This is a genomic window from Gordonia sp. p3-SID1431 (assembly GCF_025143765.1).
GTDB lineage: Bacteria > Actinomycetota > Actinomycetes > Mycobacteriales > Mycobacteriaceae > Gordonia > Gordonia hongkongensis.
In genome coordinates this window covers 1-14,510 of the sequence record NZ_JAMBDT010000028.1, presented here as the reverse complement: position 1 = coordinate 14,510, position 14,510 = coordinate 1, and the positions used below count along the sequence as shown (strand labels likewise).

Genomic DNA, 14,510 nt, shown 5'->3' with positions numbered 1-14,510 from the left:
GTCAGCCCAGGGGTACCCGGCGATAGACGCCGTCGGCGGCGTCGGCCGCCTCGATCTCGTCGCGGGAGACGCCCAGGATGAACAGGACCCCGTCGAGAAACGGGTGATTCAGCGTGGCGTCGGCGACCTCGCGCAGCGCCGGCTTCGCGTTGAAGGCGATTCCCAGCCCGGCGACGCTGAGCATGTCGATGTCGTTGGCGCCGTCGCCCACCGCGATCGTCTGCTCCATCGGCACCCCGACCTGATCGGCGAACGACCGCAGCGCATGCGCCTTGCCCATCCGGTCGACGACCTCGCCGACGACCCGGCCGGTGAGTTTCCCGTCGACGATCTCCAGGGTGTTGGCCCGGACGAAGTCGAGTTCGAGTTCGTGCGCGAGTCCGTCGATGACCTGACGGAAACCGCCGGACACGAGACCGCAGTGGAATCCGAGACGGTGCAGCGTACGGATCGTCGTCCGAGCACCGGGGGTCAGTTCGAGTGACTTGGCGACATCGTCGAGAACACTCGCGTCGAGTCCGGCCAGGGCCTTGACGCGTTCGTGAAGGGACTGCGCGAAATCGAGTTCACCTCGCATCGCCGCCTCGGTCACCGCGGCGACCTCGGCTTCGCGGCCCGCGTGCGCGGCGAGCATCTCGATCACCTCGCCCTGGATGAGGGTCGAGTCGACGTCGAAGACGATCAGGCGCTTGGCGCGCCGAGCGAGTCCGCCGCGCTCCACGGCGATGTCGACCGAATGCTTCGCAGCAACCTCGGCGAGGCCTTTGCGGAGGGCGGCGTCGGCGGCGACACCACCCCGGCCGGCAACGCTGACCATGAGTTCGAGGCCGGTGAGCGGGTAGTCGGCGATTCCGCGGATCGAGTCGATGTTGCCGCCCTGGCTCGCCAGTTTCGCCGCGACGGCGCTGAACGCGGTGGCGGTGACCGGGCTGCCGAGGATCACGACGGCATGCGAGGACGGCGAGCGGCTACCGGGATCGACCCCGATCTCCACCCGGACGTCGAAACCGATGGACGCCATCGCCTGTTCGACGACTTCCTGCAGCGCCTCGGGGTCGCCGGTGGAGGACACCAGCACGCCGAGGGTCAGCTGCCCGCGGATGACCACCTGCTCGACGTCGAGCAGTGCAACGGCCTGACCGGCCAGGGCACCCATGAGAACAGAGGTGACACCTGGCCGGTCGGGACCGGTGACAGTGACCAGGACGGTCGTACCGGAACTGGCTGTCGAGTCCTTGCTCACCGGGTCAGCGCGGGTCGGGATCCGGGGATCCCTCGTGCGTTCCCACGGTGAACGGCTCGCGACGAGCCTCTTCCATCTGACGGTCCTTGCCCGCGGCGTGGCCCGGTCCGACGTGTGCCTCGGCACGCATGCGGTCGATCATGTGCGGGTAGTGCAGCTCGAACGCCGGGCGCTCCGACCGGATGCGGGGCAGCTCGGTGAAGTTGTGGCGCGGCGGCGGGCAGGAGGTGGCCCACTCGAGCGAGTTGCCGAAGCCCCACGGGTCGTCGACGGTCACGACCTCGCCGTAGCGGTAGCTGCGGAAGACGTTCCACAGGAACGGCAGGGTCGACAGGCCGAGGATGAACGCGCCCACGGTCGAGATCATGTTCAGCGTCGTGAAGCCGTCCGACGGGAGGTAGTCGGCGTAGCGACGCGGCATGCCCTCGTTGCCCAGCCAGTGCTGCACCAGGAAGGTCATGTGGAAGCCGATGAACGTCAGCCAGAAGTGGATCTTGCCGAGTCGCTCGTCGAGCATGCGCCCGGTCATCTTCGGGAACCAGAAGTAGATGCCGGCGTAGGTGGCGAACACGATGGTGCCGAAGAGCACGTAGTGGAAGTGCGCGACGACGAAGTAGCTGTCGGACAGGTGGAAGTCCAGCGGCGGGCTCGCGAGCAGCACACCGGTCAGACCACCGAAGAGGAACGTCACGATGAAGCCGACCGAGAACAGCATCGGGGATTCGAACGTGATGTGACCGCGCCACATCGTTCCGATCCAGTTGAAGAACTTCACGCCGGTGGGCACCGCGATCAGGAACGTCATGAAGGCGAAGAACGGGAGCAGCACGGCGCCGGTGACGTACATGTGGTGGGCCCACACCGCGGCCGACAGGGCGGCGATGGCGAGCGTGGCGTAGATCAGACCGGAGTAGCCGAAGATCGGCTTCCGCGAGAAGACCGGGAAGACCTCGGACACGATGCCGAAGAACGGCAGGGCGATGACGTACACCTCGGGATGTCCGAAGAACCAGAACAGGTGCTGCCACAGGATGACGCCGCCGTTGGCCGGGTCGTAGATGTGGGCACCGAACTGGCGGTCGACCTCGAGACCCATCAGCGCCGCGGTCAGCAGCGGGAAGATGAGGAGGATCAGCACGCTGGTCACCAGGATGTTCCAGGTGAAGATCGGCATGCGGAACATCGTCATGCCGGGTGCGCGGAGACAGATCACGGTGGTGACCATGTTGACGCCACCGAGGATGGTGCCGAGACCCGAGACGGCCAGACCCATGATCCACAGGTCGGCGCCGATGCCGGGGCTGTGCACGGCGTCGGTCAGCGGCGTGTACGCGGTCCAGCCGAAGTCGGCGGCGCCACCGGGCGTGATGAAGCCGGCGACGGCGATGGTCGAACCGAAGACGAACAGCCAGAAGCCGAGTGCGTTGAGTCGCGGGAAGGCGACGTCGGGCGAACCGATCTGCAGCGGCAACACGAAGTTGGCGAAGCCGATCACGATCGGCGTCGCGTACATCAGCAGCATCACGGTGCCGTGCATCGTGAAGAGCTGGTTGAACTGCTCGGTGGACAGGAACTGCATGCCCGGCATCGCGAGCTCGCCACGCATCAGCAGGGCCATGAGGCCGCCGATGAGGAAGAACGCGAAGCAGGCGGTGATGTACATCATGCCGATCAACTTGTGATCGGTCGTCGTCAGCAGCTTGTAGATGAACGAACCCTTGGGCTGATAGCGCTCCGGGAACGGACGCACTGGAGCCACTTGCGTGGTGGGTTGGTCTACCGCGGTCACAGATCCTCCTCTTGCCCGAACCCGACGCCGAACCCCTTCGGCCGTCGGTCGGCACATGAACAAACCGAGCGCTGGTTACTGATCCTAAACCCTCACCGGTGCCCGGGCCGAGCGGGTCCTACGATCTGTCGTATTCGATGTCGGAGCCACCGGATCGGCAGTGCTCATCGGCGGTTTCTTCGACGACGCGCCAGGCTCTCGGAGCACCCCTCCGATCACCGGCGTCCGGCGCCCGGGAGTGCGCATCCGAGCCTACGCCGGGTGTCTCGGGACCGGTGCTAGGTTGGGCGGGTGCAACGGAGGGTCACGGTCGCGAACGAGGCCGCCAGAAGTGTCGAGGCAGCCACCGGCGAGACCCGGTGCTCACTCGTCCGACGCATTGGCCTGGCGACCACGATCGGGTTGACCGTGGTCGCGCTGGCCGCCTGTTCGGGCGAGGAGCCGCTGACGACTCCGGACGGCTCCCCCATCTCCACCGTGACGACACGGGTGGCGGAGGTGAACATCGTCTCGGCCGACCGTGATTACGCGAAGACCTGCCTCGCACCCACCGCGCCGGATCCGGATGAGGCCGACGTCGAACGCATCGTCGTGACCGACCCCGCTGTTCTCGACGCGCTGTGCGCCCTCGGGCTCGGCCCCGAGGTCGTCGCGGTGGCTGCCGAGCCCGGTTCCGTGCCCGAGTATCTCGGTCCCCAGCTGACCTCGGTCCCGGCCATCGGACCGATGCCCGACGCCGCGGCGGTCGCCGACGCCGACGCCGGACTCGTCCTCACCACCGCCGACACCGCGGACTCCGCCCGCGCGTTCCCCGGTGTCCGCACCGTCACCGTCCCGACCGACGGCACCTGGCAAGAGCAGTTCCAAGCCGTCGCCGACGCCGTGAACCGCAGCGGGTCGGGTCGGACACGCCTCGCCGAGTACACGACCGAGGCCACCAAGACCGGCCGGCGGATGGACGCCTCGCACACCCAGGTGTCGCTGGTGCGCTTCGGCGACGACTCCGAGACCATCGCCGGGATGAACACCTTCGCCGGCCAGGTGCTCGGGGACATCGGCGTCCAGCGGCCCGGCCCGCAGCGCGTGCCCGACTCCTTCGCCCTCACCGACGACGACCTCCGCGACGCCGACGCCGACCTCATCTATGTGAGCTTCGAGGGCGAGGAGGGCCTCGCCCACGGGGAAGAGGTCCTGCTCAGCGACGAATGGCTCAGCCTGGGCGCACCCGTGTGGAAACGTGTGCTCGCCGTCGACGACGACGTCTGGTACGAGTCCTCGGGACTCGCCGCCGCCTGGCTGGTCCTCAACGACGTCAAGGGCTCACTCGACGGCAACTCCTGACGGTATCCGATCGGCAGGTGTCGCACATCGTTGCCCCAGGCGCAACGATGCACTACATCTGCCGGGTGCCGTTTCGGTCACTTCCGATCACCGACGTCCAAACCCTCGCCGGGGCGACGTCGACACATCAGGATCGGCGCATGAGTGTCACCGACGAATACCTCGCGAACAACGCCGAATACGCCAAGACCTTCACCGGGCCGTTGCCCCTGCCGCCGGCCAAGCACGTCGCGGTGGTGGCCTGTATGGACGCCCGGCTCGACGTCTACCGCATCCTCGGATTGAACGAGGGCGAGGCCCACGTGATCCGCAACGCCGGCGGGGTGGTGACCGACGACGAGATCCGCTCCCTGGCCATCAGTCAGCGACTGCTCGGCACCACCGAGATCATCCTCATCCACCACACCGACTGCGGCATGCTGACGTTCACCGACGACGACTTCAAGCGCCAGATCCAGGACGAGATCGGGCAGAAGCCCGCGTGGTCGGCGGAGGCGTTCGCCGATCTCGACGAGGACGTCCGCCAATCGATCACCCGGATCCAGAACAGCCCGTTCGTCACGAAGACCACGTCGTTGCGCGGGTTCGTCTTCGACGTCGCGACCGGACTCCTGCGCGAGGTGTCCTGACCCAGGTGTCCTGACCCGGGTAACTCAACCCTCCTACGAGTCGCCGCCCTCGGAGCGCTGGACCGCTTCGGGGGCGTTCTCGCGGGTGGCCATCCCACCCTCGCGTCCGTGGTCCTGCGGGCCGGGCGGATCCTTCTCGACTTCGGTGTCCGGACCCTTGCCGGTATCCCTGTCCCCCGAGGTCGCGGAGCTCTCGGACTGTCCCATCGGTACCTCCTACGATCTTCCGGCCGGTCTGCCGGGCGACGATCGTCGATACCCGGCTCCCCGAGCGGGCAAACCACTGTCGGTGGTCTCGCGCACCGTCCGCCGTCGACGACTGGTGTCGGAGCCCGTCGCTAAACTGGCCGACGATCCTCCATGCCACATGATGCGCCGTCCAGCGGGCAGCCTGCCACCGACTCTGCCCCGAAGCCCAGCCCCGCCGAGCCCCTGCACGCCCTGTGGCGACCGGGCGTCGGCCTGGCGGTGTGGGTCGACGGGGACCCGTCCGATCTCGCCGCGCCCCTTCGCGACCTACTCGACGGCCGTCGCTTCCGCAGCGAGATCCCCGTCGTCGACGCCGACGGCCACCGACGTTTCGTCCGCGCCGCGACGTTGGGCATGACGTCGGCGATCACGCTCCTCGACGCGTCGCGATCCATCGCGGTGACCGGCGATGTCCGCTGGTATCGATATCTCCTCGACGGTGTGCGGGCCTTCGTGCGGTCGGGCACCGTGGCGCCGTCGGTCCAGCAGGTGGCCGGCGAGTGGATGGTGCGCTGGGTCGTCGTCGCGACGCCGACGTGGCGCAGCTGGCATGCCGTCGTCGTGGGAAGCGCGCCGGATGCGCTGCTGCACAACGGGTCCGCACCCGCCCTGGACGACTTCCTCGCCGAACTCGTCGACCACGAATGCCGTTCCGCCATCGCGCGTTCCGCCGTCCGCCTCGGCGAACCACGGCCCGCGTCACCCATCGTGCGGGCACTGCTCCCCGACGCCGATCCCCGCCCGCCCAGCTCCCCCGAACGGCTCGCCGCCGCCGCGGGTGGCTGGTCGCGGTGGAACGCCGGCGCTCCGCGCGACGATCGCTCGCTCATCTTCCGGCTGCACGAACCCGAGTACGACGACCTCGCCGACGTTCCGTGGGCCGACGCATGGGACGACGACACGGTCGACCCGCCGAGCCGCGCCGAGGTGGCCGAGACCTCGCGGTGGCGACTGCAGGTCTGTCGTCGGAGCATCGACGGACAGGTCGAACCCGTCGCGCCGCACCGCCTCGACGCCCACGAACTCGACGAACTGACGACCGAGTTGGCCACGGCAGTCCGCGAATTCCCCGAACTGGGCCGCGCCGACCCCGATCGGGGTTCCCTCGACTTCCTGCTGCCGACCGCGATCGCGGAAGAACTGTTCGCCACGGGCGCGGCGGCGCTCGGCGCCGTCGGCATCCCGGTTCTGTTGCCGAGGACGATCGCCGAGGTCCGTCCGAGTCTGACCTTGCGCGCGCTCGCCCCGCCCGGCGGCGGCGCACCGGCGGCGATGGTCGGCCTGCGGGAGATCCGGGAGTTCGAGTGGCGTCTAGCCCTCGGCGACACCCCCGACGCGATCACGCTCACCGATGCCGACCTCGACGAATTGTCCGGCCAGAAAGGCGATCTGGTCCGCGTGCGCGGGGTGTGGATGCGCGCCGAGGGCGCCGCGCTGACCCGGGCAGCCACGTTCGTCGCCACCCAGCGCGCGCTGGCCGCGGCCGAACCGCCGAGCGACTTCGGCGAGCTGTTCAATCTCGTCACAGGCGAGTCGGACCGTCTACCCGTACCGGTGTCACGAGTCGAAGGCCTCTCCTGGCTCGACGACGTCGCCGACACCGGCGTCCTTCGACCTGCATCCGTCGCGCCACCGACGGGGTTGACCGCCACCCTGCGTCCCTACCAGCAGCGCGGCCTGGACTGGCTCGCCCATCTGTCGACTCTCGGTGTGGGCGGCGTGCTGGCCGACGACATGGGCCTGGGCAAGACCCTGCAGGTCATCGCTCTGGAATGCCACGAGCGCAGCGATCCGTCCGCGTCGCCTGCCGATGATCGTCGGAAGCCGACGCTCGTCGTCTGCCCGATGTCCCTGGTCGGCAACTGGGCGCGGGAGTTCGCCCGGTTCGCGCCCGCGCTCCGTGTGGCGATCCACCACGGGCCGTCCCGCGAGTCCGGGGCGGCGTTCGCGGGCATCCGCGAGTCCGTCGACATCGTGGTCACCACCTTCGCGATCGCGGCGCGCGACCACGAGTTGCTGTCCTCGCGACCCTGGCATCGGATCGTGGTCGACGAGGCCCAGCACCTCAAGAACGTGAACACCATTGCGGCCAAGGCGGTTCGGACGGTCCCCGCCGACCATCGCCTCGCTCTCACCGGCACCCCGGTCGAGAACCGCCTGGAGGATCTCCGCGCCGTCATCGACCTGGTCAACCCTGGACTACTCGGCTCCGCGTCGGTGTTCCGTGCACGCTACGCCGAACCGATCGAACGGGATCGTGACCCGGCCGCCCTCCGACGGTTGTCCGCGATCACCCGGCCGTTCATCCTGCGCCGCGAGAAGACTGATCCGGCGATCGCCGCCGACCTCCCGGAGAAGGCGGACTTCGCCGTCCGGGCCAACCTCACCGTCGAGCAGGCGGCGCTGTACCGCGCGGTGATCGACGAACTGATGGCGGCACTGCGCGACAAGCAGCAGCGCACACTACGACGCCGCAACGTGCTGGCCGCACTGACCCGCCTCAAGCAGGTGTGCAATCACCCCGCGCACTATCTGGCCGACGGCACCGACCTCGTCCGCGACGGCGAACACCGCTCCGGCAAGGTCGAACTGCTGGCCGACATCGTCTCCACCGTCGCCGAGGAGGGCGACCGCGCATTGGTCTTCACCCAGTTCGCCGCCTTCGGCGACATGCTGTCGTCGTGGTTGTCCGCGGAGTTCGGCAGCGAGATCCCGCTTCTGCACGGCGGTCTGGGTCGCACCGAGCGCGACCGCCTGGTCGCCGACTTCCAGTCCGACGACGGGCCGCCGGTCCTGCTGGCGACGCTGAAAGCCGGCGGCACCGGGCTCAACCTGACCGCGGCCAACAACGTCATCCACGTCGATCGGTGGTGGAACCCGGCCGTCGAGGACCAGGCCACCGACCGCGCCTACCGGATCGGCCAGGACCAGAAGGTGTCGGTGCATCGGTTCGTCTGTGTCGGCACCATCGAGGAGCGCATCGACGACATGATCGCCAAGAAACGTGAGCTGTCCCGGCTGACGGTCGCGGCCGGCGAGAACTGGGTGTCCGACCTCGCCGACGACGAACTCTTCGAACTCATCCGGCTGCGCGACGAGGCGGTCAGCGAATGACGGTGCGCAAGAAGGGCACGCAGCGACGCGGTGAGCGTGGCACGATCGCGGTCCGCGGCTATGGCCTCACCTCATGGTCACGCGCCTTCGTCGATGTCGTCGAGGGACGCGGCGCCGACGGCGAATCGGTCGCGGACAGCCGGCGTATCACCAAGGCGCGCAGGTATTTCCGCGATCGGCATCTGCGCGGCCTGCGGATCGGCGCCGGCCGGGTGACCGCCTCGGTGGAGGGCACCCAGCTCGAGCCGTTCGACGTCATCCTGACCACCCGCACCGTCGACACACCGACACTTGCGAACCTTCTCCGCGAGCGCAACGCTGTCGATGAACTCATGCTGCTCACCCGCGGCGAACAGCCGCCGGCGCTGGGTGAGCTGCTGGTGCCTACGGAGTCCGCCGACGTCGAGACCGACTGCACGTGCCCCGACGAGGCGCCGCGGTGCATCCATGCTCTCGTCACCTGCTACGAGGTGGCAGCCGAGATCGACCGCACCCCGTTGACCCTGCTGACCGTGATGGGCACCGACCTGCGAGCACTGCTGGCCGAGATCGATTCTCGCCCACCGGTATCACGGACCGCGGACGACGCCCAGTCCGCGGAGTCGTTGCAAGTCGACGACTACTACGGCACCGCCTCGACGTTGCCTCCGCTGCCGTCGCCGTCGCGGATGAACCCGCTGACCGCGCTCGACGGCGGCGAACTACGGGCGGCGTTGCGCGCCACCGGTGTCGCGCCCGCCGACATCGCCGAGGCGATCGACGAGCTCGGCGATCTCTACGACCGCCTCACCGCCGGCGATTCGTAGCGAGACTAGAAGTCCCAGTCCTCGTCCTCGGTGTTGACGGCCTTGCCGATGACGTAGGAACTGCCCGACCCGGAGAAGAAGTCGTGGTTCTCGTCGGCGTTGGGCGACAGCGCCGACAGGATCGCCGGGTTCACGTCGGTCTCGTCGCGCGGGAACATCGCCTCGTAGCCCAGATTCATCAGGGCCTTGTTCGCGTTGTAGCGCAGGAACTTCTTGACGTCCTCGCTCAGCCCGACCTCGTCGTACAGAGCCTCGGTGTAGTCACTCTCGTTGTCGTAGAGCTCGAACAGCAACTCGAAGGTGTAGTCCTTGAGCTCCTGACGACGCTCCGGGGTCTCGACCTCGAGTCCGCGCTGATACTTGTAGCCGATGTAGTACCCGTGCACCGCTTCGTCGCGGATGATGAGGCGGATCAGGTCGGCGGTGTTGGTGAGCTTCGCGCGGCTCGACCAGTACATCGGCAGGTAGAAGCCGGAGTAGAACAGGAACGACTCGAGCAGCGTCGAGGCGACCTTGCGCTTCAGCGGGTCGTCGCCACGGTAGTAGTCCATGACGATCTGCGCCTTGCGCTGCAGCTGCTCGTTCTCCTCCGACCAGCGGAACGCCTCGTCGATCTCCTTGGTGGAGCACAGTGTCGAGAAGATCGAGCTGTAGCTCTTGGCGTGCACCGACTCCATGAAGGCGATGTTGGTGAGCACCGCCTCCTCGTGCGGAGTGGTGGCGTCCGGGATCAGCGACACCGCGCCGACCGTGCCCTGGATGGTGTCGAGCAGGGTGAGACCGGTGAACACCCGCATGGTGAGCTGCTTCTCGTATTCGGTGAGCGTGCCCCACGACGGGATGTCGTTGGACACCGGCACCTTCTCGGGCAACCAGAAGTTGCCGGTGAGGCGATCCCACACCTCGGCATCCTTCTCGTCGGGCACGCGGTTCCAGTTGATCGCCGAGACCCGGCTGACCAGCTTAAGCTTCTCAGACATGGCAGATGTCGCTTTCTTCACTCATCGGGTTTGGCTACATCGTCGATGCAGTACTGACACGTGCTCTTGAACACGCCTTTGTTCGTGTGGTGCCTGGTGTGGGCATTCCGTTTGCTCGAGGGCTTTGGACGCCCCCTCTGAGCGTCGGACATCTTGCGGCGTGTCTCCTCGCTCGCGCGCCGCCCGAAGTTCGGATTTCCCTCGCCTTTTCGTTGCTCCGACAGTCGAGCGCGAGCTTCCTCCGACATGACGCGCCCGTAGCTGGGGTGAGCAGGTCCGAACTTCCCGAAGTTCGGATTTGCTTCTCCGGTGATAGAGCCTCTGCGCTGGACCGACCACTTCTCACGCTGTTCGTCGGAGTGCTTGAGACCATAGAACGGATTGTCATCCGCAAACCGGCTCAGCCCCTTCCGTCCAGTGGAACGAACCCGAGCCGCTTCTCGCATCTCCCCGGTCCAAACCACCCCGGTAGGACCCAATCCGCCCTCTGCCAGGTTCAGCAGCGGTTGGCCGTCGCGCTTGAGGTAGGCGATCCAAGCGATCTCGGCCTCCCCCAACTCGTTGAGTCCTTCGACGAACTGCAACTCGTCCGCCAAAACGTTGTCGCGATCTTGCAATCGGAGCCAGTCATAGAACGGTGTCTTTCTTCCGGCCGCCGCGACTTTGAAGTGTTGCCGCAGCCGCTGCTGCCCAGTTTTTGTGGTGAGCCCGATGTAGCGATAGTCATACGCGGCCCGCAACCGAACCCCGTAGATCACGCCGCCTGTGGCCGGAACCCTGTTCGTATGCAATGGTTCACACTCAACAGGTCACAACATGCAGCTGACGCAATTTTCCACCTCGGTCCCCTCGAGCGCGATCTGGCGCAGGCGGATGTAGTAGAGCGTCTTGATGCCCTTGCGCCATGCGTAGATCTGCGCCTTGTTGACGTCGCGCGTGGTGGCGGTGTCCTTGAAGAAGAGCGTCAGGCTGAGGCCCTGGTCGACATGCTGCGTGGCCGCGGCATAGGTGTCGATGATCTTCTCGTACCCGATCTCGTACGCGTCCTGGTAGTACTCCAGGTTGTCGTTCGTCATGTACGGCGCCGGGTAGTAGACGCGGCCGATCTTGCCTTCCTTGCGGATCTCGATCTTGGCGGCGACCGGGTGGATCGAACTGGTCGAGTGATTGATGTAGCTGATCGAACCGGTCGGCGGGACGGCCTGCAGGTTCTGGTTGTAGATGCCGTCACGCTGGACGGCGGCCTTCAGCTCACGCCAGTCGTCCTGGGTCGGGATGGCGATCCCGGCCTGCCCGAACAGGTCTCGCACCTTCTGGGTCGCCGGCTCCCACACCTTCTCGGTGTACTTGTCGAAGAACTCACCGCTCGCGTACTTCGACTTCTCGAAGCCGGTGAACGCCCGGCCGCGCTCGGCGGCGATCCGGTTCGACGCGCGCAGCGCGTGATAGAGCACCGTGTAGAAGTAGATGTTCGTGAAGTCGATGCCTTCTTCGCTGCCGTAGAAGACCCGCTCACGCGCCAGGTATCCGTGCAGGTTCATCTGCCCCAGGCCGATGGCGTGAGACTGGTTGTTGCCGTGCTCGATTGAGGGCACCGACGTGATCGTGGTCTGGTCGCTCACCGCGGTGAGGCCGCGGATCGCGGTCTCGATGGTCTGGCCGATGTCGGGCGAATCCATCGTCTTGGCGATGTTCAGCGAACCCAGGTTGCACGAGATGTCCTTGCCCACTTCGGCATACGACAGATCGTCGTTGAAGGTCGACGGCGTCGACACCTGCAGGATCTCCGAGCACAGGTTGGAGTGGGTGATCTTGCCGTCGATCGGGTTGGCCCGGTTCACCGTGTCCTCGAACATGATGTACGGGTATCCCGACTCGAACTGCAGCTCGGCGAGGGTCTGGAAGAACTCGCGCGCCTTGATCTTGGTCTTGCGGATGCGACGGTCCTCGACCATCTCGTGGTACTTGTCCGTCACGTTGACGTCCGCGAACGGTACGCCGTAGACACGTTCGACGTCGTACGGACTGAACAGGTACATGTCGTCGTTGGCCTTGGCCAGCTCGAACGTGATGTCCGGGATGACCACACCGAGCGACAGGGTCTTGATACGGATCTTCTCGTCCGCGTTCTCGCGCTTGGTGTCGAGGAAGCGGTAGATGTCGGGGTGGTGTGCGTGCAGGTACACCGCGCCCGCGCCCTGCCGGGCACCGAGCTGGTTGGCGTAGGAGAAGGAGTCCTCGAGCAGCTTCATGATCGGGATGACACCCGAACTCTGGTTCTCGATCTTCTTGATCGGCGCACCGTGCTCACGGATGTTGCTGAGCAGCAAGGCAACTCCGCCGCCACGCTTGGAGAGCTGCAAGGCCGAGTTGATCGACCGGCCGATCGACTCCATGTTGTCCTCGATACGCAGCAGGAAGCACGAGACGGGTTCGCCGCGCTGCTTCTTGCCGGAGTTGAGGAAGGTCGGCGTCGCCGGCTGGAACCGGCCGTCGATGATCTCGTCGGTGAGGTTGCGCGCGAGGGCCGTGTCGCCGTCGGCCAGGGTCAGCGCCACCATGCACACGCGATCCTCGAAACGCTCCAGGTACCGCTTGCCGTCGAACGTCTTGAGCGTGTAGCTCGTGTAGTACTTGAACGCCCCGAGGAAGGTCGGGAAACGGAACTTCTTGCTGTAGGCGTGCCCGAAGAGGCTCTTGACGAACTCGCGGTCGTACTTCGCAAGGACCTCGGGCTCGTAGTAGTTCTCCTCGACGAGGTAGTCGAGCTTCTCGTCGAGATCGTGGAAGAAGACCGTGTTCTGGTTGACGTGCTGCAGGAAGTACTGGTTCGCGGCTTCGCGATCCTTGTCGAACTGGATCTTGCCCTCGGCGTCGTACAGGTTGAGCATCGCATTGAGGGCGTGGTAGTCGAGCTCGCCCGGGTCGTGTCCCGAGGGCCCGGGGTGCACACCCGACTTGCTGGCTGAAGTGGTGTCCGAGACGGCGGCGGTGGGCGACACGACAGATGACTCCTGCGGGTAGTGGGCCGGTGAAGGCAGAGTATCGATGGGGTACGACAGGCCTTGGAAGGCGCGAAGCGCCAAATCAGGCGGGCGAGGCGCTGAGCGACACGCTCGCCGCGAACGCCGGACTCTGGGCGAATTCGGCGAGTCCCGCGCGGACGCGGTCGACATCGTCGGAGGTGCCCATCAATTCGAACCGGTAGAGGTAGGGGACGTGGCACTTCCGTGCGATGACATCGCCGGCGTAACAGAACTCCTCGCCGAAGTTCGTGTTACCCGCCGCGATCACCCCCCTGATCGATGACCGATTGTGTTCGTCGTTGAGGAAGCGGATGACCTGCTTGGGAACGTAGCCGCCGGGTTGCCCCGTCGCCTTGCCCCCGCCGTAGGTCGGGCAGACCAGGACATACGGCTCGTCGACACGGAAAACACCGGTCCGATCGAGGACCGGGATGCGCACGGCGCGCATGTCCAGTTTCTCGACGAACCGGTGGGTGTTCTCCGAGACGGAGGAGAAATACACGATCAACGGCGATTCTGCCGCCATGTCTCCTCCAGCCGGTAGTTCTCGTGATCTCGCCGGCCGTGTCCGGCCCGGCACTGTCGGTGTCAACGCCGTGAGCGGCGTGACCATTTCCTCGATGACCTCGCGATGCGATGTGATCCGGCTTCCCCGTCGGATCGCCTCTGCACCGCCGGTCGGGCGGGCGATGTCACCGTGATGGTGACGGCAGATCAGGCAGCGGCGGTGGCGAGTGCCTTGATGCGGTCGGGACGGAAGCCCGACCAGTGCGCGTCGCCGGCGACCACGACGGGTGCCTGCAGGTAGCCGAGCGCCATCACGTAGTCACGCGCCTCGGCATCTTCGCTGATGTCGACGATCTCATAGGACAGACCCTGCTTGTCGAGGGCCTTGTAGGTGGCATTGCACTGGACGCAGGCCGGCTTCGTGTAGACGGTGATAGACATTCGGAGGTACTCCTCGGGTCGTAGGAATCGCCAGTGACGTGCGGTTTCCCAGCGTGAAGATGGTGACCTGGATCACCATCGTGGTGGCTTTCTCCGAGGAGTCGAACTGCTTCTCGTCGTCTGCCTGACTGGTAGCTCAAACACTACACCTAGTGGCTGACATTTCTGGTCACCACAAGGGCTTGTGAATAACATTGATGGAAGACATGCAGGTCGGAGCGGTGCACGATCACAAATCCCCCGCGTGTCCTCCGCGTGTCCGGCGTGTCGTTCACAGGCTGTCCCGAGGCGGTCCACAACATGTCCACCGACCATCCACATCCGCCCCCGGTCGCACTCGCGGCCCGACGCCGGCACCCCCGGACACGACGACGCCGCGCCGGGG

The 14,510-nt window shown here is 66.3% G+C and carries 12 protein-coding genes; 4 read left to right on the top strand and 8 right to left on the bottom strand.

Annotation, left to right across the window (positions count from 1 at the left end; all coding sequences use genetic code 11):
* Position 1: 1 nt before the first annotated feature.
* Positions 2 to 1,243, bottom strand: coding sequence for a phosphoserine phosphatase SerB (gene serB, locus M4D77_RS09505; protein WP_068970709.1), 1,242 nt, complete (start codon positions 1,241 to 1,243; stop codon positions 2 to 4).
* A 4-nt stretch (positions 1,244 to 1,247) separates the two neighbouring features.
* The gene (gene ctaD, locus M4D77_RS09500) at positions 1,248 to 3,032 is read right to left on the bottom strand and encodes a cytochrome c oxidase subunit I (RefSeq protein ID WP_065632663.1); all 1,785 of its coding nucleotides are present in this window, start codon (positions 3,030 to 3,032) and stop codon (positions 1,248 to 1,250) included.
* A gap of 291 nt (positions 3,033 to 3,323) precedes the next feature.
* On the opposite strand from ctaD, the gene M4D77_RS09495 reads away from it, so the two are divergent.
* Together M4D77_RS09495 and M4D77_RS09490 are read left to right on the top strand one after the other, a co-directional pair.
* Positions 3,324 to 4,373, top strand: coding sequence for an ABC transporter substrate-binding protein (locus M4D77_RS09495; protein WP_159371167.1), 1,050 nt, complete (start codon positions 3,324 to 3,326; stop codon positions 4,371 to 4,373).
* A gap of 140 nt (positions 4,374 to 4,513) precedes the next feature.
* Entirely contained in the window at positions 4,514 to 5,002 is a 489-nt protein-coding gene (locus tag M4D77_RS09490) for a carbonic anhydrase (protein ID WP_065632744.1), read from the top strand.
* 33 nt (positions 5,003 to 5,035) lie between these two features.
* Here the strand turns inward: M4D77_RS09490 and M4D77_RS09485 are convergent, their stop codons facing one another.
* Positions 5,036 to 5,209, bottom strand: coding sequence for a hypothetical protein (locus M4D77_RS09485; protein ID WP_091344398.1), 174 nt, complete (start codon positions 5,207 to 5,209; stop codon positions 5,036 to 5,038).
* 153 nt (positions 5,210 to 5,362) lie between these two features.
* Here M4D77_RS09485 and M4D77_RS09480 point away from each other — a divergent pair, with 153 nt between their 5' ends.
* Positions 5,363 to 8,365: a DEAD/DEAH box helicase gene (locus M4D77_RS09480; protein ID WP_238994911.1), complete on the top strand. Its 3,003-nt coding sequence runs from the start codon at positions 5,363 to 5,365 to the stop codon at positions 8,363 to 8,365.
* Complete coding sequence (locus M4D77_RS09475; protein WP_159371168.1) at positions 8,362 to 9,171, top strand: hypothetical protein; 810 nt, start codon at positions 8,362 to 8,364, stop codon at positions 9,169 to 9,171. Before M4D77_RS09480 ends, M4D77_RS09475 begins: the two co-directional genes overlap by 4 nt.
* 5 nt (positions 9,172 to 9,176) lie before the next feature.
* Here M4D77_RS09475 and nrdF read toward each other — a convergent pair whose 3' ends face one another.
* The 5 genes from nrdF to M4D77_RS09450 form a co-directional block, all read right to left on the bottom strand.
* Positions 9,177 to 10,151, bottom strand: coding sequence for a class 1b ribonucleoside-diphosphate reductase subunit beta (nrdF, locus tag M4D77_RS09470; RefSeq protein WP_065632743.1), 975 nt, complete (start codon positions 10,149 to 10,151; stop codon positions 9,177 to 9,179).
* Positions 10,152 to 10,168: 17 nt separating this feature from the next.
* Positions 10,169 to 10,909, bottom strand: a complete 741-nt coding sequence (locus M4D77_RS09465; RefSeq protein WP_238994912.1) for an NUMOD3 domain-containing DNA-binding protein — start codon at positions 10,907 to 10,909, stop codon at positions 10,169 to 10,171.
* Positions 10,910 to 10,960: 51 nt separating this feature from the next.
* The gene (nrdE, locus tag M4D77_RS09460; protein WP_226513682.1) at positions 10,961 to 13,153 is read right to left on the bottom strand and encodes a class 1b ribonucleoside-diphosphate reductase subunit alpha; all 2,193 of its coding nucleotides are present in this window, start codon (positions 13,151 to 13,153) and stop codon (positions 10,961 to 10,963) included.
* 85 nt (positions 13,154 to 13,238) lie between these two features.
* A complete protein-coding gene (nrdI, locus tag M4D77_RS09455; protein WP_055475910.1) occupies positions 13,239 to 13,703 on the bottom strand; it encodes a class Ib ribonucleoside-diphosphate reductase assembly flavoprotein NrdI in 465 nt (154 codons plus the stop codon).
* Between the two features lie 188 nt (positions 13,704 to 13,891).
* Complete coding sequence (locus M4D77_RS09450) at positions 13,892 to 14,125, bottom strand: redoxin NrdH (protein ID WP_004019249.1); 234 nt, start codon at positions 14,123 to 14,125, stop codon at positions 13,892 to 13,894.
* Positions 14,126 to 14,510: the final 385 nt, after the last annotated feature.

Coding starts and splice junctions, on each gene's coding strand:
- M4D77_RS09490 (WP_065632744.1), top strand. CDS start 4,514: ATGAGTGTCACCGACGAATACCTCGCGAACAACGCCGAATACGCCAAG.
- M4D77_RS09485 (WP_091344398.1), bottom strand. CDS start 5,209: ATGGGACAGTCCGAGAGCTCCGCGACCTCGGGGGACAGGGATACCGGC.
- M4D77_RS09480 (WP_238994911.1), top strand. CDS start 5,363: ATGCCACATGATGCGCCGTCCAGCGGGCAGCCTGCCACCGACTCTGCC.
- M4D77_RS09475 (WP_159371168.1), top strand. CDS start 8,362: ATGACGGTGCGCAAGAAGGGCACGCAGCGACGCGGTGAGCGTGGCACG.
- nrdF (WP_065632743.1), bottom strand. CDS start 10,151: ATGTCTGAGAAGCTTAAGCTGGTCAGCCGGGTCTCGGCGATCAACTGG.
- nrdI (WP_055475910.1), bottom strand. CDS start 13,703: ATGGCGGCAGAATCGCCGTTGATCGTGTATTTCTCCTCCGTCTCGGAG.
- M4D77_RS09450 (WP_004019249.1), bottom strand. CDS start 14,125: ATGTCTATCACCGTCTACACGAAGCCGGCCTGCGTCCAGTGCAATGCC.